Source organism: Nocardioides iriomotensis (assembly GCF_004168035.1).
Taxonomy (GTDB): Bacteria; Actinomycetota; Actinomycetes; order Propionibacteriales; family Nocardioidaceae; genus Nocardioides_B; species Nocardioides_B iriomotensis.
Genome location: NZ_SDPU01000012.1, coordinates 35,085 through 59,535, shown reverse-complemented (window position 1 = coordinate 59,535; position 24,451 = coordinate 35,085). Strand labels below are relative to the sequence as shown.

24 protein-coding genes are annotated in these 24,451 nt (G+C 72.4%); 19 read left to right on the top strand and 5 right to left on the bottom strand.

What is annotated here, in order from left to right:
• Positions 1-9: 9 nt before the first annotated feature.
• The 6 genes from ETU37_RS04235 to ETU37_RS04210 all read left to right on the top strand — a co-directional run bounded on the left by ETU37_RS04235 (position 10) and on the right by ETU37_RS04210 (position 6,202).
• Positions 10-891, top strand: a complete 882-nt coding sequence (locus tag ETU37_RS04235; RefSeq protein WP_129985642.1) for a DMT family transporter — start codon at positions 10-12, stop codon at positions 889-891.
• A 70-nt stretch (positions 892-961) separates the two neighbouring features.
• Positions 962-1,930 (top strand): HpcH/HpaI aldolase/citrate lyase family protein, encoded by a 969-nt coding sequence (locus ETU37_RS04230; RefSeq protein WP_129985640.1) that lies wholly within the window; start codon positions 962-964, stop codon positions 1,928-1,930.
• A gap of 78 nt (positions 1,931-2,008) precedes the next feature.
• Positions 2,009-3,568: a class I SAM-dependent methyltransferase gene (locus ETU37_RS04225; RefSeq protein ID WP_129985638.1), complete on the top strand. Its 1,560-nt coding sequence runs from the start codon at positions 2,009-2,011 to the stop codon at positions 3,566-3,568.
• A complete protein-coding gene (locus ETU37_RS04220; RefSeq protein WP_240755542.1) occupies positions 3,556-3,819 on the top strand; it encodes a DUF6752 domain-containing protein in 264 nt (87 codons plus the stop codon). The genes ETU37_RS04225 and ETU37_RS04220 overlap by 13 nt, the downstream gene beginning before the upstream one ends.
• Positions 3,820-3,827: 8 nt before the next feature.
• Positions 3,828-4,964, top strand: coding sequence for a hypothetical protein (locus ETU37_RS04215; RefSeq protein WP_129985636.1), 1,137 nt, complete (start codon positions 3,828-3,830; stop codon positions 4,962-4,964).
• Positions 4,965-5,011: 47 nt separating this feature from the next.
• The gene (locus ETU37_RS04210) at positions 5,012-6,202 is read left to right on the top strand and encodes an acyl-CoA dehydrogenase family protein (RefSeq protein WP_129985634.1); all 1,191 of its coding nucleotides are present in this window, start codon (positions 5,012-5,014) and stop codon (positions 6,200-6,202) included.
• Between the two features lie 9 nt (positions 6,203-6,211).
• Here ETU37_RS04210 and ETU37_RS04205 read toward each other — a convergent pair whose 3' ends face one another.
• Positions 6,212-6,589, bottom strand: a complete 378-nt coding sequence (locus ETU37_RS04205) for a hypothetical protein (protein WP_129985632.1) — start codon at positions 6,587-6,589, stop codon at positions 6,212-6,214.
• Between the two features lie 149 nt (positions 6,590-6,738).
• On the opposite strand from ETU37_RS04205, the gene ETU37_RS04200 reads away from it, so the two are divergent.
• The 5 genes from ETU37_RS04200 (at position 6,739) to ETU37_RS04180 (ending at position 11,497) form a co-directional block, all read left to right on the top strand.
• Positions 6,739-8,712 carry a sensor histidine kinase gene (locus ETU37_RS04200; protein WP_129985630.1) on the top strand — a complete coding sequence of 658 codons (1,974 nt, stop codon included), beginning with the start codon at positions 6,739-6,741 and terminating at the stop codon, positions 8,710-8,712.
• Positions 8,709-9,359 (top strand): response regulator, encoded by a 651-nt coding sequence (locus ETU37_RS04195; RefSeq protein ID WP_206053715.1) that lies wholly within the window; start codon positions 8,709-8,711, stop codon positions 9,357-9,359. Before ETU37_RS04200 ends, ETU37_RS04195 begins: the two co-directional genes overlap by 4 nt.
• 4 nt (positions 9,360-9,363) lie before the next feature.
• Complete coding sequence (locus ETU37_RS04190) at positions 9,364-10,413, top strand: DUF2332 domain-containing protein (protein WP_129985629.1); 1,050 nt, start codon at positions 9,364-9,366, stop codon at positions 10,411-10,413.
• 98 nt (positions 10,414-10,511) lie between these two features.
• Positions 10,512-11,225, top strand: a complete 714-nt coding sequence (locus tag ETU37_RS04185) for a class I SAM-dependent methyltransferase (protein ID WP_165372395.1) — start codon at positions 10,512-10,514, stop codon at positions 11,223-11,225.
• Positions 11,222-11,497: a DUF6752 domain-containing protein gene (locus ETU37_RS04180; protein WP_129985627.1), complete on the top strand. Its 276-nt coding sequence runs from the start codon at positions 11,222-11,224 to the stop codon at positions 11,495-11,497. Before ETU37_RS04185 ends, ETU37_RS04180 begins: the two co-directional genes overlap by 4 nt.
• Here the strand turns inward: ETU37_RS04180 and ETU37_RS04175 are convergent.
• A complete protein-coding gene (locus ETU37_RS04175) occupies positions 11,494-13,011 on the bottom strand; it encodes a class I SAM-dependent methyltransferase (RefSeq protein WP_129985626.1) in 1,518 nt (505 codons plus the stop codon). The genes ETU37_RS04180 and ETU37_RS04175 overlap by 4 nt on opposite strands.
• Positions 13,012-13,113: 102 nt before the next feature.
• Between ETU37_RS04175 and ETU37_RS04170 the strand changes: the two genes are divergently transcribed.
• A complete protein-coding gene (locus ETU37_RS04170) occupies positions 13,114-13,296 on the top strand; it encodes a DUF5302 domain-containing protein (RefSeq protein ID WP_129985625.1) in 183 nt (60 codons plus the stop codon).
• On the opposite strand, the gene ETU37_RS04165 is transcribed toward ETU37_RS04170, so the two are convergent.
• Positions 13,297-14,187 carry a hypothetical protein gene (locus ETU37_RS04165; protein ID WP_129985624.1) on the bottom strand — a complete coding sequence of 297 codons (891 nt, stop codon included), beginning with the start codon at positions 14,185-14,187 and terminating at the stop codon, positions 13,297-13,299.
• A 151-nt stretch (positions 14,188-14,338) separates the two neighbouring features.
• On the opposite strand from ETU37_RS04165, the gene ETU37_RS04160 reads away from it, so the two are divergent.
• From ETU37_RS04160 to ETU37_RS04150, 3 genes are all read left to right on the top strand, one after another.
• A complete protein-coding gene (locus tag ETU37_RS04160) occupies positions 14,339-14,872 on the top strand; it encodes a MaoC family dehydratase (RefSeq protein WP_129985623.1) in 534 nt (177 codons plus the stop codon).
• A 269-nt stretch (positions 14,873-15,141) separates the two neighbouring features.
• Positions 15,142-18,060: an HYR domain-containing protein gene (locus tag ETU37_RS04155; RefSeq protein WP_129985622.1), complete on the top strand. Its 2,919-nt coding sequence runs from the start codon at positions 15,142-15,144 to the stop codon at positions 18,058-18,060.
• An 89-nt stretch (positions 18,061-18,149) separates the two neighbouring features.
• Positions 18,150-19,625: a peptide MFS transporter gene (locus ETU37_RS04150; protein WP_129985621.1), complete on the top strand. Its 1,476-nt coding sequence runs from the start codon at positions 18,150-18,152 to the stop codon at positions 19,623-19,625.
• An 18-nt stretch (positions 19,626-19,643) separates the two neighbouring features.
• On the opposite strand, the gene ETU37_RS04145 is transcribed toward ETU37_RS04150, so the two are convergent.
• Entirely contained in the window at positions 19,644-20,768 is a 1,125-nt protein-coding gene (locus ETU37_RS04145) for an endonuclease/exonuclease/phosphatase family protein (RefSeq protein WP_165372394.1), read from the bottom strand.
• A gap of 157 nt (positions 20,769-20,925) precedes the next feature.
• Between ETU37_RS04145 and ETU37_RS04140 the strand changes: the two genes are divergently transcribed.
• Positions 20,926-21,507, top strand: a complete 582-nt coding sequence (locus ETU37_RS04140; RefSeq protein ID WP_129985619.1) for a histidine phosphatase family protein — start codon at positions 20,926-20,928, stop codon at positions 21,505-21,507.
• Here the strand turns inward: ETU37_RS04140 and ETU37_RS04135 are convergent.
• A complete protein-coding gene (locus ETU37_RS04135; RefSeq protein WP_129985618.1) occupies positions 21,485-21,913 on the bottom strand; it encodes an NUDIX hydrolase in 429 nt (142 codons plus the stop codon). The genes ETU37_RS04140 and ETU37_RS04135 overlap by 23 nt on opposite strands.
• Before the next feature lie 53 nt (positions 21,914-21,966).
• Between ETU37_RS04135 and ETU37_RS04130 the strand changes: the two genes are divergently transcribed.
• Genes ETU37_RS04130 through ETU37_RS04120 form a run of 3 tightly spaced genes read left to right on the top strand, consistent with a single transcriptional unit; the run spans position 21,967 to position 24,396 of the window.
• Positions 21,967-22,611: a DUF6758 family protein gene (locus ETU37_RS04130; protein ID WP_240755541.1), complete on the top strand. Its 645-nt coding sequence runs from the start codon at positions 21,967-21,969 to the stop codon at positions 22,609-22,611.
• A gap of 52 nt (positions 22,612-22,663) precedes the next feature.
• Entirely contained in the window at positions 22,664-23,545 is an 882-nt protein-coding gene (locus ETU37_RS04125) for a PHP domain-containing protein (protein WP_129985617.1), read from the top strand.
• Positions 23,542-24,396 (top strand): RecB family exonuclease, encoded by an 855-nt coding sequence (locus tag ETU37_RS04120; protein WP_206053713.1) that lies wholly within the window; start codon positions 23,542-23,544, stop codon positions 24,394-24,396. The genes ETU37_RS04125 and ETU37_RS04120 overlap by 4 nt, the downstream gene beginning before the upstream one ends.
• Positions 24,397-24,451 lie beyond the last annotated feature (55 nt).

The following is a 24,451-nucleotide window of genomic DNA, read 5'->3' as shown; positions in this document are numbered from 1 at the left end:
TCCTGCCCCGTGCGCACGCTCCTGCTGATGGCCGTCGGGGTCGTGGCGGTGTCGCTGTCGGGCCCGCTGATGGCCTACGCCGTCGTGCCGCCGCTGGCGATCGCGTTCTGGCGGAACGCGCTCGCCACGGCCGTGCTCGCCCCCGGCGCGGTGGTACGGCGGCGCGACGAGCTGCGCGAGATGCGGGGCCGGCGGCTCGGGCTCGTGCTGCTCAGCGGGCTGATGCTCGCGATCCACTTCGGCACCTGGGTGACCTCGCTGTTCCTCACGTCGGTGTCCTCGGCGACGGCCATCGTGTGCCTCCAGCTGGCCTGGATCGTGCTGTGGCAGATGACCCGCGGCGAGCGCTTCGGCGGCCGGGTGCTGACCGGCCTGGCGCTCGCCTTCGCCGGTGTCCTGGTCGTGTCGGGCGTCGACTTCACGCTGTCCACGCGGGCCCTCGTCGGCGACCTCCTCGCGCTCGTCGGCGGGATGGCCGCGGCGGCGTACACCGTGATCGGCGGGCACGCCCGCCAGCACACGAGCACCACGACGTACACCTTCGTCTGCTACGGCTCCTGCGCGGCGCTCCTCGCGGTCGCCTGCCTGGTCGCGGGACAGGACCTCGCCGGCTACCCGGCGTCGCAGTGGGCGCTGCTGGTCGCCGTGACCGCGACCGCGCAGCTGATGGGGCACTCGGTGTTCAACCACCTGCTTGCCACGACCTCGCCGGTCTACGTGTCGCTCGCGCTGCTGCTCGAGGTGCCGGGCGCCTCGCTGCTAGCCGCGCTGATCCTCGGCCAGCAGCCGCCGGCCGCCGCCCTGGTCGGGCTCGCCGTGATGGTCGCCGGGATGGCGCTGGTGATCGTGAGCAACCGGACGCCGTTGCCGGAGGAGGCGCCGCCGGCCTGAGGCACCTGTGGGATATGCCACGGGCCGCGGGGGTGCCGCTGCGCGCGTGCCGGTGGCTACATTCCCGGTCATGGCCACCGAGACGAAGTCGCTGCGCTCCCGCCGCTCCTGCCACGCCGTACCCGGATCCAACCCGCGGTTCCTGGAGAAGGCCCAGGGCCTCGACTCCGACCAGGTGTTCCTCGACATCGAGGACTCCGTCGCGCCGCTGGCCAAGCCCGACGCCCGCAAGAACATCGTCGAGGTGCTCAACACCGGCGACTGGGGCAGCCGGGTCCGCACCGTCCGGGTCAACGACTGGACGACCCAGTGGACCTACAAGGACGTCATCGAGGTCGTCGAGGGCGCCGGCGCGAACCTCGACTGCATCATGCTGCCGAAGGTGCAGACCGCCGAGCAGGTCGTCGCGCTCGACGTGCTGCTCACCCAAATCGAGACCACGATGGGCTACGAGGTCGGCCGGATCGGCATCGAGGCGCAGATCGAGAACGCCCTCGGCCTGATCAACGTCGACGCGATCGCCACCGCCTCGCCGCGCGTCGAGACGATCATCTTCGGCCCCGCCGACTTCATGGCGTCGATCAACATGAAGAGCCTGGTGGTCGGCGAGCAGCCGCCCGGGTACGACGTCGGCGACGCGTACCACTACATCCTGATGCGGATCCTGATGGCGGCCCGCGCGCACGACAAGCAGGCCATCGACGGGCCGTACCTGCAGATCAAGGACCTCGACGGCTTCAAGCGCGTCGCCGGCCGCGCTGCCGCCCTCGGCTTCGACGGCAAGTGGACGCTGCACCCGGACCAGATCGCCGCCGCCAACGAGGTGTTCAGCCCGCTGCAGTCGGACTACGACCACGCCGAGAACATCCTCGACGCCTACGACTTCTACACCTCCGAGAAGGGCGGTGCGAAGGGCGCGGTCATGCTCGGCGACGAGATGATCGACGAGGCCTCGCGCAAGATGGCGCTGGTCATCTCCGCCAAGGGCCGCGCCGCCGGGATGGAGCGCGGCGACGTCTGGACGCCGCCGGAGGCGTGACTACCGATATCGGTAGTCGAAGAGTGACCCATGGGTCACGCACGGGCTACCGATATCGGTGTCGTTAGCATGGCGGCCGTGACGATCCCGGTGACCGACGTGCGCGTCGACGACGACGGGATCTTCGCGCGGTGCGACGGCGAGCTCGTCGTCGACGTCCTCTTCGACGAGCGGCGGATCTGGTCGTTCTGGCTGCCGCGCGACGGGAAGCCGAGCGGCGGCGGCTACGTCGTCGAGTGGCCGAGCGCGCTGCGCCGCTTCCTCCACGGCACCACCCGCCTCCAGCTCGTCACCCACGTCGAGCAGCAGACGGCGTACGACGCCGAGGTCCAGCTCGGCGAGGGGAGCGACCGGATCGCCGTCGTCAACGACCGCGGCCTGCCGCTCGGCATCGACAAGAGCCTGAGGCTCGCACAGACCTTCGACACCCGCTCCGCCGAGCACGTCGCGCCGCTGCTCGACTCGATCGACGAGGTGCTCGGAGCGCTGCAGAAGGCCGGCATCGAGCCGTTCATCGCCTACGGCACGCTGCTCGGCGCGGTGCGCGGCGGCAAGCTGATCGGCCACGACAGCGACGCCGACCTCGGCTACGTCAGCCGGCACAGCCACCCGGTCGACGTGATCCGCGAGTCGTTCGACCTCCAGCGCGCGCTCGCCGACATGGGCTACGCGATCACCCGCTACAGCGGCATCGCGTTCAAGGTCGACGTCCGCGAGGCCGACGGCTCGATCCGCGGGCTCGACGTGTTCGGCGGCTTCATCGGGCCGAGCGAGGACGACGGCTACCTGCACCTCATGGGCGAGATCCGGACGCCGTACAAGCGGGAGTGGATCTTCCCCCTCGGTACGACGACCCTCGAGGGGCGCGAATACCCCGCACCGGCCGACACCGACCGGTTCCTCACCGCCACCTACGGCCCGAGCTGGCGCGTGCCGGACCCGGCGTACGTCTTCGAGACGCCCGAGTCGACCCACCGGCGCCTCAACGGCTGGTTCCGCGGCACGCGGGTGAAGCGCGCCGAGTGGGACCGCACCTACTCCGGCCACAAGCTCGAGGGCGAGCTCGACCAGACCGCGTCGGCGTTCGCCAAGTGGGTCGTGCGCGAGCACGGCGGCGTGCCGGAGCGCATCGTCGACCTCGGCTGCGGCCGCGGCGTCGACGAGCTGTTCTGGGCCCGCAAGGGCGCCCGCGTCACCGGGCTCGACTTCGTCATCCGCGGCAGCGAGGCCGCCGCCGAGGTCGCCGCGCAGGAGGGGCTGCCGGTCGACTTCCGGATGCTGAACCTGTGCGAGCTGCGCAGCGTGCTCGCCGAGGGCGGCCGGCTCGCCCGCGAGCCCGGGCCGCGCGTGGTGACCGCCCGGCACCTCGCCGACGCGACCGACAAGGTCGGCCGGGCGAACCTCTGGCGGATCGCCGACATGCTGCTGCGTGACGGCGGCACCCTCTACCTGGAGTTCCTCAACACCCGTGGCGAGGACGACCCGTTCGCGCGGCAGCACCACCTGCGGCCGCTGCCGGTCGACCTGGTCGAGCACGGGCTACGGGAGCGCGGGGCCACGATCGTGTCCCGCAAGGTCATCAAGGACGGCGAGACGAGCCGTCGCATCTGTCGAATGGTGGTCGCATGGCAACGATGAACCGCTTCAAGTCCGGTCTCCGCACCGGCGCCGAGAAGGTCGCCCGGCTCGGTGCCGGCGCGCAGATCGACGAGCTGCGCGACCGCGTCACCGTGCTCGAGGAGGAGGTGCAGGAGGCCCGCCAGGTCAACCTGCGGCTCGCCGAGCTGGTCGACGTCGTCCAGGAGCTGCTGCTCCCTGTCGCGCAGCGCGACGAGGCCAAGGTCGCCGAGGCCGTCGAGCGGTTCGAGAAGTACAGCAAGGGGCTCTAGGCCTCCGCATGGCCCGCACCGTCTTCTTCCACGTCGGCCTGCCGAAGACCGGCACGACGTACCTCCAGACGATCCTCTGGAACAACCGCGAGGAGCTGCTGCGGCAGGGGATCCTGCTGCCCGGCTTCGGCCCGCGCCAGCACCTGTGGGCCAGCGGCGTCGTCCGCGAGGAGCCCGACCTGACCAAGCGGCACGCCGACGCCCCGCAGGCGTGGGACGTGCTCGTCGACGAGGCCACCGCCCACCCCGGTACGGCGGTCGTCAGTCACGAGTTCTTCGCCGCCGCGTCCGCCGAGCAGGCCGCGCGCGCCGTCGCCGCGCTTCGTGACGCCGAGGTGCACGTCGTGCTCACCGCCCGCGACACCCTGAGCCTGGTCACGGCGCGCTGGCAGGAGTTCGTGAAGAACGGCTCGACCGTGCCGATCGACGGCTACCCGGTCAGCGAGGACACCGACCCGCGCGACGCCTGGGACTGGGGGTCGCTCGACGTCGCCGACGTGCTGCGCCGGTGGAGCACCGCCGTGCCGCCCGAGCGGGTGCACGTCCTCACCCTGCCCAAGCCCACGGAACCGCGCGAGACGCTGTGGCTGCGGTTCGCTGCGCTGCTCGGCATCGACACCGAGCGGTGCGACGCCAGCGGCTCCGAGGCCAACGAGTCGCTCGGCGTCGTCGAGGTCGAGCTGCTCCGCCGGGTCAACGCCGACCTCACCGGCTTCACCAAGCCGCTCGACCGCGGCGTGTGGATCCGCGGCTACCTCGCCCAGGGCAAGCTCGTGCCGCGCAGGGGCGAGAAGTTCTGGCCCTCCCCGGAGCGCGTCGACGAGCTGCGCGCCCGCGGCGACCGCGCCGTCGACGAGATCGCGGCGCGCGGCTACGACGTGATCGGCGACCTCGAGGACCTGCGCACCCCGACCGCCGTACCGGAGCGGCGGCACCCGTCCTCCGTCACCGACGCCGAGCTCGTCGACGTCGCCTCCGCCACGATCGCGGCGATGCTCACCGACGTCCGGCAGCTCACCCAGGAGCGCGACCGGGCCCGGCGGAGTCCCGGTCGTGGTCTCGACAGGCTCGACCAGCCGAAGGCCCTTGTGAAAAAGGCCGCACGCCGTGCGCGCCGATTGTGGCGCCGACCACAGACTCGCTGACGCCGCGACGGCCATACTCCCGGGTAACGCGACCGAGAGGACGAACCATGGGCCGGCTGTGCAGCACCGAGGGTCTGACCGACATCCAGGAGGAGATCCTCAAGACCGTGCGGTCGTTCGTGGAGGAGAAGATCCTCCCGGTCGCGACCGAGCTGGAGCACGCCGACGAGTACCCGACAGAGATCGTCGAGGGACTCAAGGAGCTCGGGCTGTTCGGGCTGATGATCCCCGAGGAGTACGGCGGTCTGGGGGAGTCGCTGCTGACCTACGCCCTGGTCGTGGAGGAGATCGCCCGCGGCTGGATGAGCGTCTCGGGCGTGATCAACACGCACTTCATCGTCGCCTACATGCTGATGCAGCACGGGACCGAGGAGCAGAAGCAGAAGTACCTGCCCCGCATGGCCACCGGCGAGGTGCGCGGGTCGTTCTCGATGTCCGAGCCCGGGCTCGGCTCCGACGTGTCCGCGATCAAGACCAAGGCGGTCAAGGCCGGGGACGGCTACGAGATCACCGGCCAGAAGATGTGGCTGACCAACGGCGGCTCGTCCAACCTCGTCGCCGTACTGGTGAAGACCGACGAGGGCGCCGACTCGGTCTACCGCAACATGACCACCTTCCTCGTGGAGAAGGAGCCCGGTTTCGGCGAGACCGCGCAGGGCGTCACGGTCCCCGGCAAGATCGACAAGATGGGCTACAAGGGCGTCGACACCACCGAGCTCATCCTCGAGAAGCACGCGATCTCCGCCGACCAGGTCCTCGGCGGCGAGCCCGGCAAGGGCTTCTACCAGATGATGGACGGCGTCGAGGTCGGCCGCGTCAACGTCGCCGCCCGCGCGGTCGGCGTCTCCAACCGTGCCTTCGAGCTCGGCATCGCCTACGCCCAGCAGCGCGAGACGTTCGGCAAGCCGATCGCGCAGCACCAGGCGATCATGTTCAAGCTCGCCGAGATGGCCACCAAGGTCGAGGCCGCGCACGCGATGATGGTCCGCGCCGCCCGCCTCAAGGACAAGGGCGAGCGCAACGACGTCGAGGCCGGGATGGCCAAGTTCCTCGCCGCCGAGTACTGCAACGAGGTCGTCGAGGCGTCGTTCCGGATCCACGGCGGCTACGGCTACTCCAAGGAGTACGAGATCGAGCGCCTCTACCGCGAGGCGGCGTTCCTGCTGATCGGGGAGGGCACGGCCGAGATCCAGAAGATGATCATCGGCCGGCGCCTCCTCCAGGACTACAAGGCGTAGCTCCGGGCGTCAGCCCGTGTACGCGCGGCTGCGCGGGTGCAGGGCGGCGGCCAGGACGCCCAGCGCGACGACACCGAACGGGATCGCCTGCAGCTCCTGGATCGTCAGCACCTTCATGACCGTGAAGCCGATCATGAAGATCGCGTAGGCGGCGACGCCGACGCGACCGTGGGCGTTGCCGAGGAACATCGCCCAGGCGGAGACGAGCCCGAACAGGGCGATCGCGTCGTACGTCGTCACGAACGTGATGCCCGCGGCGTCCCAGCCGTCGAGGCCGGTGAAGAAGATCGCGCCGTAGCCGCCCACCAGGGCGAGCAGCGTCGTCAGGGCGGTCGCGGTGACGACGGTGGCCGGGCGGCGCGTGGTGCTGAGGGTCGTGCTGGTCATGCTGGCTCCTTGGTCGAGGTGGTCGAGATGTGGTGACGGGGACGACCCTGCCGCCGGTCCTGTCCCGGCCACGACGGTCCCGGGTCACGACCTCGCTCGGGACTTCTCGTCCCGTGACGACGGGACAGCGCGCCGCCGAGAATGGCGTCGTGCACACTGCTGGTGGTCTCCTCGCGATCCTCCTGGGTCTTGTCGCCGCCGTTCTCCACGCCGTCAACGCGGCGGCCGGGCGGACGGTGTCGCCGTCGTTCTGGCTGATGCAGGTGGCGGTCGCCGTCGCCTACGGGGTGCTCGCGCTCGCTCTCCGCCGCGCCGCCACCCCCGCGCTGCGGTGGACCGTGACCGGCGTCGCGGTGGGTGCGGGTGTGTCGGTGCTGGCGTCCGAGTGGGCGCTGGCGTGGCCCGGCACCTGGCCGCTGTGGCTCGGGTCGTGGTCGTGGGCCCCGGGGTTCGTCGCGATCCTGACGCTGCTGCCGGCGCTGCTGCCGGACGGGCGGGTGCTGTCGCCCCGGTGGCGGCTGCTGCCGGCGTTCGGGGTCGCGGCGGTCGCCCTCACCGGACTGGCCTGGGCGACCACGCCGTACGACGCCCAGGACTTCCCCGAGACCCTCGCCGGCGCGCGCAACCCCGTGGGGCTCGACCTCGCCGCGGGCACGGGCGTCTCGGTGGTGGTCGGAGTGCTCGTCGTCGGCACGGTGCTGGCGTCGGCCGCCTCGCTCGTCGCGCGCTGGCGCGGCGCGGCGGGCGTGGCCCGGCAGCAGCTCAAGTGGGTGCTCCTCGGCGTCGGGGCCACCCTGCTCCTGGTCGTGGCGGCCCGGCTGGTGCCGCTGGACTGGCAGGAGGGCGTGGCCGCCCTGGCGATGCTGCCGCTGCCGGCCGCGGTCGGGGTCGCCGTGCTGCGCCACGGCCTCTGGGACGTCGAGGTCGTGCTGTCGCGCTCGCTGGTGTACCTGCTGGTGTCCGCGGTCGCGGTGGGGGGCTACGTGGGGGTCGTCGGGCTGGTCGGCCTCCTCGGCGACGGCGACGGCGACGTCTCGCTGCTCGCCGTCGCGCTCCTCGCGCCGCTGCTGCTGCCGGTCCACAGCCACCTCCAGCGCCGGGTCAACCGATGGGTGCACGGGGGCGACGACGAGCCCTGGGAGGAGCTGGCGCGGCTCGGCGAGCGGCTCGCCGCCGCGGCCGACCCGGACGACCTGGCCGAGCGGGTGCTGCCCTCGGTGCTGGCCCGGGTGCGCCGGACCCAGCGCGCCGGCGGGGCCCGTCTGCGGCTCGTGGACGGCACCGTCCTCGTCGACGGCGTCGAGCCCGAGGGCGGGGAGGTGCTTCCCCTGGAGTACGGCGGCGAGCGGCTCGGCCAGCTGGAGGTGACCCGGACCGGAGGCTTCGCCGGCCCCGAGCGGGAACACCTGCAGCACCTGGCCACCCAGGCCGCCGTCGCGGTGCACACCGTCCTGCTCTCCCGGGAGTCGCGGCGGTCGCGCGAGCTGGTGGTCGTCGCCCGTGAGGAGGAGCGGCGCCGGCTGCGCCGCGACCTGCACGACGGGGTCGGGCCCTCGGTGGCCGCGCTGGCGCTGCAGGTCGAGACCGCGCGTGACCTGGCCCAGGCCGACCCGGCCGCGGCCTCCGCGATCCTCGACCGGCTCGCCCCCCGGATCAACGCCGTGGTGGCAGACGTCCGGGCGCTGGTGCACGAGCTCCGCCCGCCGACCCTCGACGAGCTCGGCCTGGCCGCCGCGGTGCGCGAGCTCGGCGCCCGGCTCAGTGGGACCGCCACGGTCGAGGTGGCGGCCGGCGACCTCGGCGAGCTGCCCGCGGCCGTGGAGGTGGCGGCGTACCGGATCGCCGGAGAAGCGGTGGCCAACGCCGTGCGCCACTCCGGTGCGCGGACGGTGCGCGTCGACATCTGCCGGGACGCCGACGCGCTCAGCCTGATCGTGTCCGACGGCGGCACCGGGCTGGCGGACGGAGCCCGGGACGGGGTCGGTCTCGCGTCGATGCGCACCCGCAGCGAGGAGCTGGGCGGTACCTTCTCGCTCGTGAGCGACGAGAGCGGCACGACGCTGCGTGCCCGGCTCCCGTTCGCCGTGACGGGGGAGACAGTGCGGCAGGACGTGACGTCATGAGCGGGGAGACCATCCGCGTGCTCGTCGTCGACGACCACCCGCTGTACCGCGAGGGGCTCGTCGGCGCGATCGACACCATGCCCGGCAAGGAGGTGGTCGGTGAGGCCGCCGACGGCGCCGAGGCGGTGCGCCGGACGGCCGAGCTCGCCCCCGACGTCGTCGTGATGGACCTGCACATGCCCGAGCTCAACGGCGTGGACGCCACGCGCGCGATCACGGCGTCGCACCCGGACGTGGCGGTCCTGGTGCTCACGATGCTGGAGGGCGACGACTCGGTGTTCGCCGCCGTCCGGGCGGGAGCCAAGGGCTACCTGCTCAAGGGTGCCGACCGTGCCGAGATCGGCCGCGCGCTCGACGCCGTCGCCCACGGGGAGGTCGTCTTCTCCTCGTCGATCGCCCAGCGGGTGCTGGCCTTCTTCGCCGGCGGCCGAGCCGCCGGCGCCACACCCTTCCCCGAGCTGACCGACCGCGAGCGCGAGGTGCTGGACCTCGTCGCCCGCGGTCTCACCAACGCCGAGATCGCCCGCCGGCTCGTGGTGAGCGACAAGACCGTGCGCAACCACGTCTCCAACGTCTTCGCCAAGCTGCACGTCGCCGGCCGCGCCGAGGCCGTCGCGCGAGCCCGGGACGCCGGTCTGGGAGTCTGACGGCGTGCAGAAGCAGGCCGAGCTGACCCGCTGGCAGGCGCAGGCGTGCCGCCGGCTGGGCTCCCCGATGTACGGCGACCTCCTCGAGCGGGTCGCCGACGACCTGCTCGACGGTGGACCGGCCGCGGAGGTGCTCGCCGGCCACGAGGACGACCCCGGACCCGCGGCGCTCGCGCTCCGGCTGGCCGGCAGCGTGCACCGGCTGGTGCTCGAACGGCGGGCCGGCGGGCTCGCCACCTACTACCCGTCCGTCGGGGGCGCCTGGGAGCCCGAGGGCGGCTGGGCGGCGTTCCGCGCGCTGCTCGCCGAGCAGCCCGACGCCGTGCGGGAGTGGCTCGACCGGCCGCCGCAGACCAACGAGGTCGGCCGCGCGAGCGCCCTGATGGGCGGCCTGCTCCGCCTCCCGGAGGCACACCGGCTGCCCGTGCGGCTGCTGGAGATCGGCTCCTCGGGCGGGCTGAACCTGCTCGCCGACCGCTTCCGGTACGTCGAGCCGGCCACCGGCGCCGTGCACGGCGACCCGGCCTCACCGGTCGTGCTCGACCCGGCGTGGCAGGGGGAGCCGCTCGAGCCCTGGCCGGACCTCACGGTCGTCGAGCGGCGCGGCAGCGACGTCAGCCCGCTCGACGTGACGACGACCGAGGGGCGGCTCGCGCTGACCGCCTACGTCTGGCCCGACCAGACCGCCCGGCACGAGCGGCTTCGCGGCGCGCTCTACCTCGCCGAGCGGTACCCCGTCGCCGTGGAGCGCGCCGGGGCCGGAGAGTTCGTCGAGCGGATCGAGCTGCGCCCCGACACGACGACCGTGCTCTGGCACAGCGTGATGTGGCAGTACCTCGACTCTGCCGAGCAGGACCGCGTGCGGGCCCGGATCGACGCGCTCGGCGCGGCCGCCTCCGACGACGCGCCGTTCGCCCACCTGTTCCTCGAGCCGACCCGCCGTACCCCGGGGGCGGAGCACGAGTTCCTCGTCGTCCTGGAGAGCTGGCCGGCGGGGGAGCGCCGGATCCTCGGCACGAGCGTGGGGCACGGCCTGCCCAGCACCTGGGAGTAGGCGCTGCCTTCAGGAGGGCGGAATCCTGGTGTCGGACTAATGTCTAGTAAAACAGTCGGCTAACATTTGTTCACGTCATCCGGACGCCGAGGAGGAACGTGAACACCATCGCACCCGCCGCCGTACGCACCCGCCCGACGGCGACGCCCGTCCGCCCGGTGTCCGACCGCGCGCACCACGACTACTGGGACCACTTCTACGCCGGCGCGGTCAGCGCCGACGTCCCCGAGGAGCCCTCGGACTTCGCGACCTGGGTGGCCCGGCGGCTGCCGGCGCACCAGCCGATCGTCGAGGCGGGGTTCGGCACCGCCAGGGACGCGCTGTGGCTCGCCGGGCGCGGGCACCCCGTACTCGGCCTGGACTTCTCGGAGAACGCCGTCGCGCACGCGAACGACACGGCCCGCCGTCGCGCGGTCCCGGCGCTGTTCGACCTGCTCGACCTGGGTGACGCCGCCGCCGTCCGTGCGGCGACGCGGCGGCTGGTGCGGGTGCGCGGTCCGCGGGCGGTCTACGGCCGGTTCCTGCTGCACTCGCTGGAGGGGGAGGGGCGCGCCCACTTCCTCGGGCTGGCGCGACGGTTGCTGCTCGACGGGGGTGAGCTGCTGCTGGAGTTCCGCACCGGGCTCGACGTGGGCGGGCACCACCTGTTCGGCGACGACCACTTCCGGGCCTACCTCGACCCCGACGTCGTCGTCGCGGAGATCGAGGCGCTGGGCGGCGAGGTCGTCGCGCGCGAGGAGGGTCGCGGCCTCGCGGTGTACCGGTCGGAGGACCCGCACGTGGCGCGGCTGGTCGCCACGTTCGCGGCATGAGCGCCGGCCCGGCCGCACGGCTGGCGGGCGCGACCCTGGGCCGGGTCGCGCCCGACCTGGCCGACGACCTCCGCCGCAGCCGTGTCGGCCGGGGATCCCCGGGCGGGCTCCGGCTGCGACGGCGCGTGCGGGACCTGGAGCGTGAGGTCGACGAGCTGCGTCAGCTCAGCCGGCGCCTCGCCGACGTGCTCGACGTGGTCGAGGAGCTGCTCGTGCCCGCCCTCGACCGCGAGGACGCCCGGGTGCGGGCCGCGCTGGAGCGGCTCGGCTAGCGCCACTCCGCGACGTAGCGCCGGGTGCCCGGCCCCGGCTCCTCGTGCACGACCCGCCCGCCCTGCGCCGCGACGGCCCGGGCGAGGCGGGGGCCGTCCCGCCGTACCTCCAGGAAGAGGCGGCCTCCACGGCGAGTGACCATCCGGCTGAACCGGAGCAGCTCCCCGCGGGCGGCGTCCTCGAGCTCGTCGGCGAGCAGGCGGGCGTACGCGTGCCGGACCCGTCCCTCGTGCGCGATCCGCGCGCCCTCGGCGAGCACGGTGGCGGCGTCGTTGAGGTTGAGCCGGCGTACGTCGACCGTCTGCCCGGCGCGCCGGGCGGCGCGACGGGTCAGCACGCGCGCCCGGTGGGCGGCGTCGAGCGCCACCGCCGGCCGTCCGCGGCGGGCGAACCAGATCGCGTCCCGGCCGGTGCCCGCGCCGATGTCGGCGACGCCGCCGGTCGTGTCGCCGGCTCGCCGCAGCCGCCGGTGCACCCAACGGGCGAAGTCGGACGGTCCGGTCGGCACCTCGCCCGCCCGCGGGCTGTCGTAGAACTCCGTCCAGCGGTTCAGGCCCTGTCGCGCCCCGCGCCAGTAGCCGTCCATGTGCCGGTCGAGGTCGGCCGGCTGCGTGAACCGGAACGACGGGTCGGGCGTGCGCCACGACTCGCCGTACGTCGCCGCCAGGAGGACCTCGGGGCGCGCGGGGGCGACAACCTCGCGTCCCTCGAGCCGCACCGTGCCAGTCGGCAGCAGGTCCTCGCGGCGGACCTCGCCGCGGACGGTCGGCAGCAGGTGGAACGCTCCGCCGAGGTGGTACCCGGCGAACACGTCGACCCCGCAGCGGCGCCCGTCCGGCAGGGGGACCCAGATCTTGAAGTCGGCGTCGGACATCCGCACGACGCGATGGCCGAGGTCCTGCATGACGCGGCAGGCGCGGCGGTTCTCGCGGATCACGTCGAGCGGGTGGTCGTGCCGGCTGAGGTAGGCGATGTCGGCGTCTGCGTCGTGGCCGATCATCCGGCCGTCGCGGACCGCGCCCAGCAGGCAGCCGAACGCCAGGAAGGCCTCGAGCCCGGCCTCGTCGCGGAGCTGGTCGACGATCACCGTAACGGCGTCGACGACGTGGCCGCGGACGGCGTCGTCGGTGCGGTCGAACATCCGCTGCAGCCGGCCGCCCTTGTCGACCGTGAGCAGGTGTCCTGCCGCGTCGGCCACGTGCGTGCGCCGATCCGCGTCGGTGAAGGCCACCTCGGCCTCGTGCAGCACCCGGCCGTCGGCGTGCGCCACGAGGCTCAGCGTCGTCCGGCCGACCAGGTGGGGGACCAGCCGCTCGGGCCACGCCACGAACCGGCCCAGCGGCGTGCGCAGCGCGTCGGAACGCGGCCGGAACGACCACACCCGGTGCCCGTCGAGGCGCACGTCGACGGCGTCGTCGCGCAGCCCGTGCCGCCCGGTCCAGCCCGGCGCCAGGCGCAGGCCGCGGCGGCTCGCGTCCACCCCGCCGTACCCGGGTGAAAGTCGACTGATCATATAGACAATGTAGTGCCTCGGGCCGCAAACCACTCGACCGCGTCACCAGCGTCGTGCCAGGGTTGGGGGAACCGACCGACACGCACCGCGGAGGAGCACCCCATGGCTGAGCAGAACGGCAACGAGGACCTCAAGGCGAAGATGCGGGAGGCCCTGGAGCGCAAGCAGGCGAACCACCACCCCGACGACTCGGCCGACTCGAGGTCGAAGGCGCACGGTCCCGAAGTGGCCGGTGGCGCCGCGCCCAAGGTGCACCGCCGCAAGGCCGGGGGCGGCGGGGCCTAGTCAGCGAGGGCGGGCACGCACCAGCGGCGCCAGGACGCGCACGGCCACGGCGGCGAACACCACCGACGCCGCGGTCAGCAGCACGACCGTGCCGACCGACGCGTTCGGGTCGTCGCGCGCGAGCATGACGAGCGCCATCGCGGCGACCGACGGCGGCACGAGGGCGAACCAGCCCACGACCGCGGCCACGCCGCGCCGGCCGGCGTCGGTACCGCGCCACGACCCGAGCGCCGCCGCCAGCGTGGCCGGGACGACCACACCGAGGTCGAGCAGGTAGATCGACCAGAAGAACGTGCGGGCGTCCTCGAACTCCGCGCCGATCGGCGCGTTCTCGAACGCGCCGACGACCGACCCGGCGTACCGGAGCAGCACGAAGCCGGCGTACCCGACCAGCAGCAGCGCGCGCAGTCGGTCGCTGCGCCGCGTCGCCCCGGTGACCGGCGCCGTCCGTCCTGACAGCCCACACGCCCACACGCCCAGGACGCCCGCGGCCCCCGTGATGACGAGGTGGAAGAGGGCGGTGACGGAGTAGTGGGCGTACTCCGGGCCGAGGACGTACTGGACGAACATGTACGCCGCGTAGGCCGCCGGCGCCACGACGATGAGCGGCGCTGCCGGGCGTCCGCGCACGGTCAGGACCGCACCCAGGACCAGCCCGGGGACGACGAGGCCGACGGTGACCAGCTCGAGCCCGGCGAGCTGGTTGTCGAGGCTGGTGCTCAGGTCGTAGTCGATCAGCCCGAAGCCGAGCGGGCCCAGCACCGTGTTGAGGGTCAGCAGCGCGGCGAGCCCGAGCGTGAGGACGACGAACGAGTGCGGAAACGCCTCGTGGGGCGGTGCCGGCGTGACCCGATGTGTGCGGTCCTTCCGCGGAGAGGTGGTGGCGCTCATGGCGGTCCTCCTGGTCACCTCCACGCTCTCGCCGCCGCTCGTCCGGGGGCAGAGGCGGAGGTCCCGGGTGAGGTTTCCCACCTAGGCGTGACCTCCCGCCCGCCCGCGGGGTTGGGCAGGATGAGCCCACCCCACCGCGCGAGGAGTGCCCATGCAGTTCGGCCGGAGCTACGAGGAGTTCGAGGTCGGTGCGACGTACAAGCACTGGCCCGGCAAGACGGTCACGGAGTACGACGACCACCTGTTCTGCCTGCTCACGATGAACCACCACCCGCTGCACCTCGACACGCACTACGCCGAGGAGACCACGCAGTTCGGGAAGAACGTCGTGGTCGGCAACTACGTCTACTCGATCCTGCTCGGCATGAGCGTCCCCGACATCAGCGGCAAGGCGATCGCCAACCTCGAGATCGAGTCGCTGCGCCACGTCGCCCCGACGTTCCACGGCGACACGCTGTACGGCGAGACCACCGTCCTCGACAAGCGCGAGTCGACCTCCAAGGACGACCGCGGCGTCGTGCACGTCGAGACGATCGGCTACAACCAGGACGGCAAGGTCGTGTGCATCTTCCGGCGCAAGGTGATGGTGCCGAAGCAGAGCTACCTCGACGCGCGCGGTGGCGAGCAGCCGGGGCGGCCGGTTCCGCAGCCGGACAAGAACTGGTCGGGGCCGGCCACGAGCTGAAGGTCGTCGCGAAAGCGAGACGAATGACGCCGGTGAGCCACCGGCGAGTAGCCCGCACGGGCTGGTGTTGACAGGATCTTGACGGTCTCGGAATCGTCCTAAATGGCCCTATGAGGTCGTTTTGCCCGCTTGGGTCGCCCCGACCGTGGGCCGGGAACACACTGACCTCAATCCGCACGGCGCGGATGCCGCGGTGTACCGGCCCGAAGGTGCCGGACCGTGGCCGGGATCCTGTGGGGGGCCCAGTGCGACTTCGACCATTCCTCTCTGTGTGGGCAGCACTCGCCCTGGTCGTCGGGCCGGCATCCGCCGCCCTCGCCGACGACATCTCCAACAACGTCGACGCGACCGTCGACGCCGCCCAGGAGACGATGGCGCTCCTGCCGAACGGCGCCAACGGGACGACCGTGCTGCGGGTCATCACGACGAGCGACGACGGCAAGAACGGCTGCAACCTGACCGGCAGCACGACGCTGGTCGTCTCGGTGAGCAGCTCGAACCCCACGGTCGCCACGGTCAGCCCGACCTCGCTCACCTTCGACAGCTGTGGCGCGACCCGGATCGTGACCGTCACGCCCAAGGCACCCGGCTCGTCCACCGTCTCCCTGGCCCAGACGTCGAACAACAGCGGCGGCTCGTTCAACCTCGCGCCAGCCGCCTTCACGGTCAACGTCGCCCCGCCCGCGAACACGCCGCCGAACGTCGCTGTGACCGGCGTGTCCGCGACGAGCTACGAGTTCGGCAACGTCCCGACCGCGGCGTGCTCCGTCTCGGACGCTGAGGACGGCACGAAGGTCGTGACGCCGAGCCTCTCCCCGATCGCGGGCGATCGCGCCGCGGCCGGGCTCGGCAGCCGGACCGCGACCTGCACCTACACCGACTCCGGTGGCGCGACCCGGTCCGACAGCGTGACGTACACGATCCGCGACACCACCGCGCCGGTCCTCACCGTGGCGGGGCCGGCCCCGGTCGAGGCGACCGGCCCGACAACCCCGGTCACATGGTCCGCCACGGCCTCCGACGCCGTGGACGGGGATCGACCGGTGACCTGCGTCGCCGGCACCCGCACCGTCTCGTCCGGTGACGCGTTCCCGGTGGGCTCCACGACTGTCACGTGCTCGACCGTCGACGTCGCCGGCAACCACGCCGCGGACGAGACGTTCGACGTGGTGGTCGAGGACACGACCGCTCCGGACATCGAGGTGCCGGCCAACGTCGTGCAGGGCAACGACAGCTACGTCGTCGACTACGGCGACGTGACGGCCACCGACCTGGTCGACGGCGAGATTCCGGCTACCTGCCTGCCTGCTTCGGGTGCGACGTTCACGCTGGGTGAAACCACCGTCACGTGCACTGCCACGGACGCTGCGGGAAACGAGGGCACGGACAGCTTCACGGTCACGATCCAGGACACGACGAAGCCGGTCGTCACCGTGCCGGAGCCGATCACCGCGGAGGCAACCGGTCCCGACGGTGCCGAGGTGGACTTCGCCGTCACCGCGGAGGACGACGTCGACGGCGACCTTGACGTGACGTGTGACCCGGTCTCCGGTTCGACGTTCCCGCTCGACGTGACCACTGTCGAGTGTGCGGCGACGGACGCGGCCGGCAACGTCGGCACCAACACCTTCACCGTGACGGTCGAGGACACGACGGCTCCCGAGATCGACCTGCCCGCGGACATCACCGAGGAGGCCACCTCGGCTGCCGGCGCGGCGGTGACGTGGACCGCGTCCGCGACGGACGTCGTCGACGGCAAGGTCGACGTGACGTGCGACCCCGAGGCCGGCTCCGTGTTCGCCCTCACCACCACGACCGTGACCTGCACGGCAAGAGACGCCGCCGGCAACGAGGCGACGGACGACTTCACGGTGAGCGTCCACGACACGACCGCCCCGTCGCTCGGCGACGTCGACGACATCAGGGCCGTCGAGGCGACCGGGCCGGACGGAGCGGTCGTCCGCTACGACGCACCGGATGCGAGCGACGCGGTGGACCCGAACCCGGGTGTTAACTGCGTCCCGGCGAGCGGCTCGACGTTCGCGCTCCGGGAGACCGAGGTGACCTGCACGGCCACCGACGCCGCCGGCAACTCCAGCCACAAGACATTCACCGTCGAGGTCGTCGACACCACGGCGCCCAAGGTCGCGGTGCCCGCCAACATCGTAGTCGGTAACGACCTCGGCGCCGACGGGGCGAGTTCGGTGCCGTTCGAGGTGACGGCCTTGGACATCGTGGACGGCGACGTCGCCGCGACGTGCACGCCGGAGTCGGGGAGCGCCTTCGGGATGGGCCTGCACACGGTCGAGTGCTCGGCGGCCGACGAGGCCGGCAACGTCGGACATGGCTCCTTCACCGTCGAGGTGCAGGATCGCAACAAGCCGGCGGTCTCCGTGCCGCAGGACCTGACCGAGGAGGCGACGGGTCCGAACGGTGCGCAGGTCGAGTTCAGCGCGTCGGCCGTTGACGACGTCAGCGGGATCGTGCCGACGACCTGCGTCCCGCTGTCGGGCTCGACCTTCGCCCTCGGAACCACCGAGGTGGTCTGCTCGGCCTCGGACGCGGCCGGCAACGTCGGCGACAGCAAGTTCGAGGTGACCGTCCAGGACACGACCGCCCCGGTGATCACCGTCCCCGCACACGTCACCGCGACGGCGGCGTCGGCGTCGGGTGCAGCGGTGACGTGGGCGGGGGCGTCGGCGACCGACATCGTCGACGGCAACGTTCCGGTCAGCTGCGACCGTGCGCGCGGCTCGACGTTCGCGCTGGGGACCACCGAGGTGCAGTGCTCGGCGGCGGACGCCGCCGGCAACGAGGCCAGGAAGTCCTTCACGGTGACGGTCGCGGTGCCGTGGTCGGGGATCCTCCAGCCGGTCAACACAGATGGCTCGTCCGTCTTCAAGCAGGGCAGCACGATCCCGGTGAAGTTCAGGCTCACCGGCACCGCCGCCAACGTCAACGGACTCTCGGCGAAGCTGTCCTACCAGAGGACCGGGACGTCGGCGGGTGCGGTCACCGAGGCTGTCTCGACCTCGAACGCCACGACGGGAAACCTGTTCCGGTGGGATCCCGATGGTCAGCTGTACATCTTCAACCTCGGCACCAAGGGGTTGAGCGTGGGCACGTACCAGCTGATCGTCGACCTCGGTGACGGGCAGCAGCACTCGGTGAAGATCGCGCTCAAGTAGCGCGACCCACTGAACCTCGAGGGGCTGTGTCGATCGACACAGCCCCTCGATTTGTTTGGCCCACGCAACGACTGGCAACGTGGAAATACGTGACGGAAACCAGCACGACACGACTTGACCCAGCCGGCCAGTCCGAGAAGACCTTCTTCGGCCAGCCCCGCGTCCTCGCCAACCTCTTCGGCGTCGAGATGTGGGAGCGGTTCTCGTTCTACGGCATGCAGGGGATCCTGCTGATCTACCTGTACTACTCCGCGGCCGAAGGCGGCCTCGGGGTGGACAAGGCGGTCGCGTCGGGCATCGTCGGCGCGTACGGCGGCGGCGTCTACCTCTCGACCATCCTCGGAGCCTGGCTGGCGGACCGGGTGATGGGCGCGGAGCGGACGCTGTTCTCCAGCGCGATCGTCGTCATGGCCGGTCACATCGCGCTGTCGCTGATCCCCGGGCTTCCCGGGGTCGGCGTCGGCCTGATCCTCGTCGCGCTCGGCTCGGGCGGGCTCAAGGCGACCGCGACGTCACTGGTCGGTTCGCTGTACGCCGAGGACGACGACCGTCGCGACGCGGGCTTCTCGATCTTCTACATGGGCATCAACCTCGGCGCCCTCGTCGGCCCGCTGTTGACCGGCCTGCTGCAGAAGGAGTGGGGCTTCCACGTCGGCTTCGGCCTCGCCGCGGTCGGCATGGCGCTCGGCCTGCTCCAGTACTCCCTGGGCCGCAAGCGCCTCCCCGAGGAGACCCACCACGTGCCGAACCCGCTGCACACCCGCGGACGCATCGGGTACGGCGTGGCGGCGGTCGGCGTCGTGGGGCTGATCGTCACGCTCGTCGCGATCGACGTGATCACGGCCGCCCGGCTCGCCGACATCGTGGTGTGGACCAGCGCCGCGGCCGCGGTCGTCTACTTCGTGGTGATCCTGTCCAGCAAGGACATCACCGGCGTCGAGCGCCGCCGCGTGCTGGCGTTCATCCCGATGTTCATCGCCAGCGCGGTGTTCTGGTCGCTGTACCAGCAGCAGTTCACCGTCGTCACGATCTACTCCGACGAGCGCCTGAACCGCGACCTGTTCGGCTGGGAGATGCCGGTGTCGTGGGTGCAGTCGATCAACCCGATCTTCATCATCGTGCTGGCCGGCGTGTTCGCGGCGATGTGGACCAAGCTGGGGGACCGGCAGCCGTCGACCCCGGTGAAGTTCGCCCTCGGCACGATGAGCATCGGGGTCTCGTTCCTGCTGTTCATCCCGATGGCCGGAGGCGGTCAGAACTCCGCGCCGCTGCTCGGCCTCGTCGGCGTCCTGCTGTTCTTCACGATCTCGGAGCTGCTGCTCTCGCCCGTGGGCCTGTCGCTGTCGACCAAGCTCGCGCCGCGGAAGTTCCACACGCAGATGGTGGCGCTGTTCTTCCTGTCGATCGCGCTCGGCACCGCGATGTCGGGTCTGCTGAGCGGCTACTACGACCCGAACAGCGAGGTGCCCTACTTCGGTGTCCTCGGCGCGGTCGCGATCGCCGTCGGCGTGGTGCTCCTGCTGGTCACCAAGCCGATCCGCCGGCTGATGGGCGGCGTCCACTGACGCCGCCCACCAGGGCGCTCAGAGCGTGCGCCCGGCCGTCGGTGACGCGGTAGGGCTCCCGGTCGGGGTCGCCGTCGGCGACGAGCTCGGGGTGGGACTCGGGCTCGGCGTAGGAGTCGGCGTCGGGGTCGGCGTGGGAGCCGGCGGGGGCGGCGTCGGGGTCGGAGTCGGCACCACCGGGAACGGCACGCCCACGGTCGGCCACAGCGGGTAGGACGGGATCACCGGCGTCAGCGGCGTCGGCGTCGTCGTCGACTTGATCGACACCGTGGTGCGGACCATCGGGTGGTCGGTGACCCTCGTGACCGCCTTGCTGAAGTCACGGACGTAGTCGGTGAACTTCGCCCGGCCGCGCGAGCCGAAGATCCAGTCGACCGGCATCGTGGTCGGAGGCGTGCAGCGCCCGCCCTTGTTGCGCCCGCCGTTCGCGGCCTTCATCGGCGCCTCGGCGGTGAGCCGGCAGAAGTACTCCTCGCGCTCGTTCATGTCGCCGGTGAAGAACACCGGGAGACCGGACTCGAAGACGAGGGAGCGGGCCAGCGCCGCCTGCCGGGTGGTGGCCTCGGTGCGGTGCTTCTGGTTGCCGTGGTGCCGCTTGTTCGTCGCGGGGTTGTGGAAGTTCGCGAAGAACGCGGTCACGCCGGTGTAGTTGTTGCGCAGCAGGACGACGGGCATCATCCACTGCTCGCCCTTGAAGTACGGGATCTGCACCGTGTAGCCGGCGACCAGCGACCAGTCGGTCGTGCGCCACGCGATGGTGTTCTGCACGGTCTTGCGGTTGACGCCGCCCGGGTAGACGGAGTAGCGGTCACCGGCGACCCGCATGAACTCGGCCCACTGGTCGATCTGGAACTCCTGCAGCCCGACCACGTCGACGCTGTGCTGGTCCAGCAGGGCCGCGACCTTGCGGATCCGGACGACGCCCGAGCCCATCTTCTTCTTGCGCCCCGAGGTCGTGTGCGTGCTGCCCAGGACGTTGAACGAGCTGAGTGTGAAGGTCGTCGGCAGCGTGCCGCGGGCGAGGCGTGGTACGCCGTCAGTGGCGAGCGTCTGCGCGCCCGCCGGCACCCAGGCCAGGGAGATCGCGGTGGCGAACGCGGTCAGCACGGCCGTGCAGATCAGGGCGAGGGAGGAGCGCTTCACCCTCCTGCTATCGGCAGGGACGCGCGTCGACTTGAGAAACCTAAGTGACTTGTGGGACACAAGTGTCAAGTGTGCCACGCCGTGTCGCACGAGGATATTGCGTTGCCTGATCGTGACTTTACGTTCGATCAGGCGCGATCGTGCCACGATTCCGGACATGAGTGCCTCTGCGAACGCCCAGGTGTGGCTGGTCCGGCACGGCGAGACCGAGTGGAGCCGCGACGGCCGGCACACCTCGGTCACCGACATCCCCCTCACCGAGGTCGGCGTCGAGGTCGCCCACGACCTCGCCGAGCGGCTGGCGGACCACGACTTCGGGCTGGTCCTCACCAGCCCGCGCAGCCGGGCTCGCCGCACCGCCGAGCTGGCGGGCTTCCCCGAGGCCGAGGTCGACGAGGACCTGGTCGAGTGGGCGTACGGCGACTACGAAGGGATCACCACCGCGGAGATCCGCGAGCGCGAGCCCGGCTGGACGATCTGGACGCACCCGGCGCCCGGCGGCGAGACGGCCCCCGAGGTCACCGCACGGCTCGACCGGGTGGTGGCCCGCGTCAGCGCGGCGCTCGCCGAGGACCGGCGGGTGCTGCTGTTCAGCCACGGCCACGCGCTGCGCGCCCTGGCGGCCCGGTGGATCGAGCAGCCGGTCGACGAGGGCCGGTTCCTCCGGCTCGACACCGCGACGATCAGCGTCCTGGGCTACGAGCGGGAGAACCCGGTCATCCTGCGGTGGAACGCCTGAGCACGCCCCACTCCTCGAGCGCGTCGACCAGCCCGGGCGACGTCGGGAGGGATCGCAGGGCGGCCTCGTCGAACCAGCCGACGTCGTCGGCGTCGTCGCCGGCCCGGGCCGACGCCGGGTCGGTCCCCGGCGCGAGCCTGCAGCGGTAGTCGTTGATCGCGTACGTCGCACCTCCCGGCGCCGGCCGCTCGACGTACCCGACGAGGTCGAGCACCTCCACCACCAGCCCGGTCTCCTCGAGGACCTCGCGGGCGGTGGCCTCGGCGTCGCTCTCGCCCGGCTCGACCTTGCCGCCCGGGATCGACCAGAGACCCCGCGCCGGCTCGCGTCCACGAAGGACGAGCAGGAAGCGCCCGGCGCCGTCGGTCACGACCGCGCCGACGCAGGGGACTGGCGGGCCGGCCACGCCGACGAGCGTAGGCCTTGACGCCGGTCCTCGCGGGGCACGACCGTGAACCGGTGACCCTCGCCGCCGGCTGCCCGCGCTGCTCCGCCCCCGTGACCGAGAGCGCCGGCACCTGGAGCTGCATGGACCACGGCAGGATCGACCCGTTGTGGCGTTCGTCGGTGGCGGGCTACGAGGTGTTCGCCGAGCACCTGGTGCGCGCCGGCGCGATGCCGAGCCTGATGCCGTGGCCGCTGACGCCGGGCTGGTCGATCACCGACTTCGGCTGCGTCGGCGGCGACCCGGACGGCAAGGTCGACGCCCGGGCGAGCTTCGTGTCCTGCGCCGGGCCGAGCGAGCTCGACGGCGTCGTCGAGCTGACGGTGATCTCGGAGGAGCCGGGGGTCGGCCTCGGCGCCCGCTGCGCCGGCGCCTCGCGCACCGACCCGGGGGCGGACCTCGGCGAGGGACCGCCGCACGCCAAGGTGCGCATCGACGGCCACCCCATCTCCCTGTGGGCGGTCTCGACGAGCGACAGCGACGTCGACTTCGACCGGTCCGTGCTCGCCGGCGAGGCCCACGGGCGTTGGCTCTGGATCGTGCTGCGGCCCGCCTCCGCGGTGCTGCTGCTCAAGGACGAGTGGGTGCTGCACGACGTGGCGGGGCTCGGCCCGGAGCTCATCGACCTGCCCTTCGGGGGGTCGCCCCCCGCCTGGTGACGCCTGGTGATGCCTGGTGAGCACTGTCCCCGCCGCCCGCTAGCGTGAAGGCGTGCGGATCGACCTCCACACGCACTCCGACCGCTCCGACGGCACCGACAGCCCCGCGGAGCTGGTGCGGCACGCCCTCACGAGCGGCATCGACGTGCTCGGCCTCACCGACCACGACACCACCGAGGGCTGGCAGGAGGCCGCCGACGTCGCCGAGCGGTCCGGCGTCACGCTCGTGCGCGGCCTCGAGATCAGCGCCCGCCACCGCGGCGAGTCCGTGCACCTGCTGGCCTACCTCCCGGACCCCACCCACCCCGGACTCGTCGCCGAGCTCGACCGGGTGCTGGACGGCCGCAACAGCCGGCTGCCCGCAGTCCTCGACAAGCTCCGCGGGCTCGGCATCGACATCGACGCCGACGACGTACGCCGGCTCGCCGGGGAGGCGGCCGCGCTGGGTCGCCCGCACGTCGCCGACGCGCTCGTCGAGAAGGGCGTGGTCGCCGACCGCGACGAGGCGTTCGCTCGCTTCCTCGGACCGCGCGGCCCGGCCTACGTCGACCGCTACGCCGCCGACCTCACCACGATGATCGGACTGGTGACCGACGCCGGCGGGGTGACCGTCATCGCGCACCCGTGGGCACGCCGCTACACCCACCACGGCCTCGACCGTGACGGTCTCGCCGCGCTGCGCGAGGCCGGGCTCGCCGGCCTCGAGGTCGACCACCAGGACCACCCTCCCGAGACGCGCGAGCAGCTGCGGCAGATCGCGCGCGAGCTCGACCTCGTCGCGACCGGTTCGAGCGACTACCACGGCGACGGCAAGCACGCCCACGACCTCGGCTGCAACACCACCGCCCCCGAGCAGCTCGAGCGGCTGCTCGCCCTGGCCGCCGCGGCCTCCGCCGCGTCCGGTCGCGGCACTCCGGAGGTCGTCGGAGGATGAGCACCCCCGACGTCGGGGACCAGCTGCTGCTCGACGGGATGCCGACGCGGCTCTACCCGGCGGCGCCGTCCCGGCTGGCGACGTACGCCGACTGCCCGCGCCGCTACCGGATGGGCTACCTCGACCAGCCCACCCCGCCGCGCGGCGGCGCCTGGGCGCACCACACCGTCGGGGCGGCCGTGCACGTCGCGCTCGCGCGGTGGTGGGAGCTGCCGCTGCCACGCCGCACCCCGGCCGCGGGCGGCGAGCTGGTCGTGACCGGCTGGTCGAGCGAGGGCTTCCGCGACGAGCGGCAGTCCCGCGAGCACCGCGACCGCGCCCGGGGGTACGTCGAGCGCTACCTCGCCACGGTCGACCCCGCGGTGCTGCCGCTCGGTGTCGAGCGCACGGTCTCCGTCCGCACCGAGCGGGCGTCGCTGTGGGGCCGGGCCGACCGGATCGACGACCGGCCGGGGGAGGGCGTCGTGGTGGTCGACTACAAGACCGGTCGGTCGGTCCTCACCGTCGACGACGCGCGGGAGTCACTCGCGCTCGCGGTCTACGCCGCCGGCGCCGCTCGCACGCTCCGGCGGGAGGTGACCCGCGTCGAGCTGCACCACCTGCCCACGGGCACCGTGGTCGGCTGGGACCACACGCCCGCGTCGATCGACGAGCACCTCAGCGGGGCCGACGCTCAGGCCGCCGCGATGGCGACCCTTGACGCGGCCTTCCGGGCCGGGATGACCCCGGACGAGGCCGACGCGGCCTTCCCGCCGCTGGTCGCACCGCGGTGCGGCTGGTGCGAGTTCCGGTCGACCTGCGGCCCGGGTCGCAGCGTCCCCGCGCACCGTCCGTGGGACGGGCTCGCCTGACGGCGGCCGGATCAGCAGTTTTGGAGAAGCGCCGAGCGCCCGAACCGGCCAAGAA

What these genes read in the sequence shown, in the direction of transcription:
- ETU37_RS04165 (WP_129985624.1), bottom strand. Translation starts at nt 14,187, where the DNA reads ATGAGCGCCACCACCTCTCCGCGGAAGGACCGCACACATCGGGTCACG.
- ETU37_RS04230 (WP_129985640.1), top strand. Translation starts at nt 962, where the DNA reads ATGGCCACCGAGACGAAGTCGCTGCGCTCCCGCCGCTCCTGCCACGCC.
- ETU37_RS04195 (WP_206053715.1), top strand. Translation starts at nt 8,709, where the DNA reads ATGAGCGGGGAGACCATCCGCGTGCTCGTCGTCGACGACCACCCGCTG.
- ETU37_RS04170 (WP_129985625.1), top strand. Translation starts at nt 13,114, where the DNA reads ATGGCTGAGCAGAACGGCAACGAGGACCTCAAGGCGAAGATGCGGGAG.
- ETU37_RS04205 (WP_129985632.1), bottom strand. Translation starts at nt 6,589, where the DNA reads ATGACCAGCACGACCCTCAGCACCACGCGCCGCCCGGCCACCGTCGTC.
- ETU37_RS04215 (WP_129985636.1), top strand. Translation starts at nt 3,828, where the DNA reads ATGGCCCGCACCGTCTTCTTCCACGTCGGCCTGCCGAAGACCGGCACG.
- ETU37_RS04120 (WP_206053713.1), top strand. Translation starts at nt 23,542, where the DNA reads ATGAGCACCCCCGACGTCGGGGACCAGCTGCTGCTCGACGGGATGCCG.
- ETU37_RS04160 (WP_129985623.1), top strand. Translation starts at nt 14,339, where the DNA reads ATGCAGTTCGGCCGGAGCTACGAGGAGTTCGAGGTCGGTGCGACGTAC.
- ETU37_RS04180 (WP_129985627.1), top strand. Translation starts at nt 11,222, where the DNA reads ATGAGCGCCGGCCCGGCCGCACGGCTGGCGGGCGCGACCCTGGGCCGG.
- ETU37_RS04175 (WP_129985626.1), bottom strand. Translation starts at nt 13,011, where the DNA reads ATGATCAGTCGACTTTCACCCGGGTACGGCGGGGTGGACGCGAGCCGC.
- ETU37_RS04210 (WP_129985634.1), top strand. Translation starts at nt 5,012, where the DNA reads ATGGGCCGGCTGTGCAGCACCGAGGGTCTGACCGACATCCAGGAGGAG.
- ETU37_RS04220 (WP_240755542.1), top strand. Translation starts at nt 3,556, where the DNA reads ATGGCAACGATGAACCGCTTCAAGTCCGGTCTCCGCACCGGCGCCGAG.
- ETU37_RS04140 (WP_129985619.1), top strand. Translation starts at nt 20,926, where the DNA reads ATGAGTGCCTCTGCGAACGCCCAGGTGTGGCTGGTCCGGCACGGCGAG.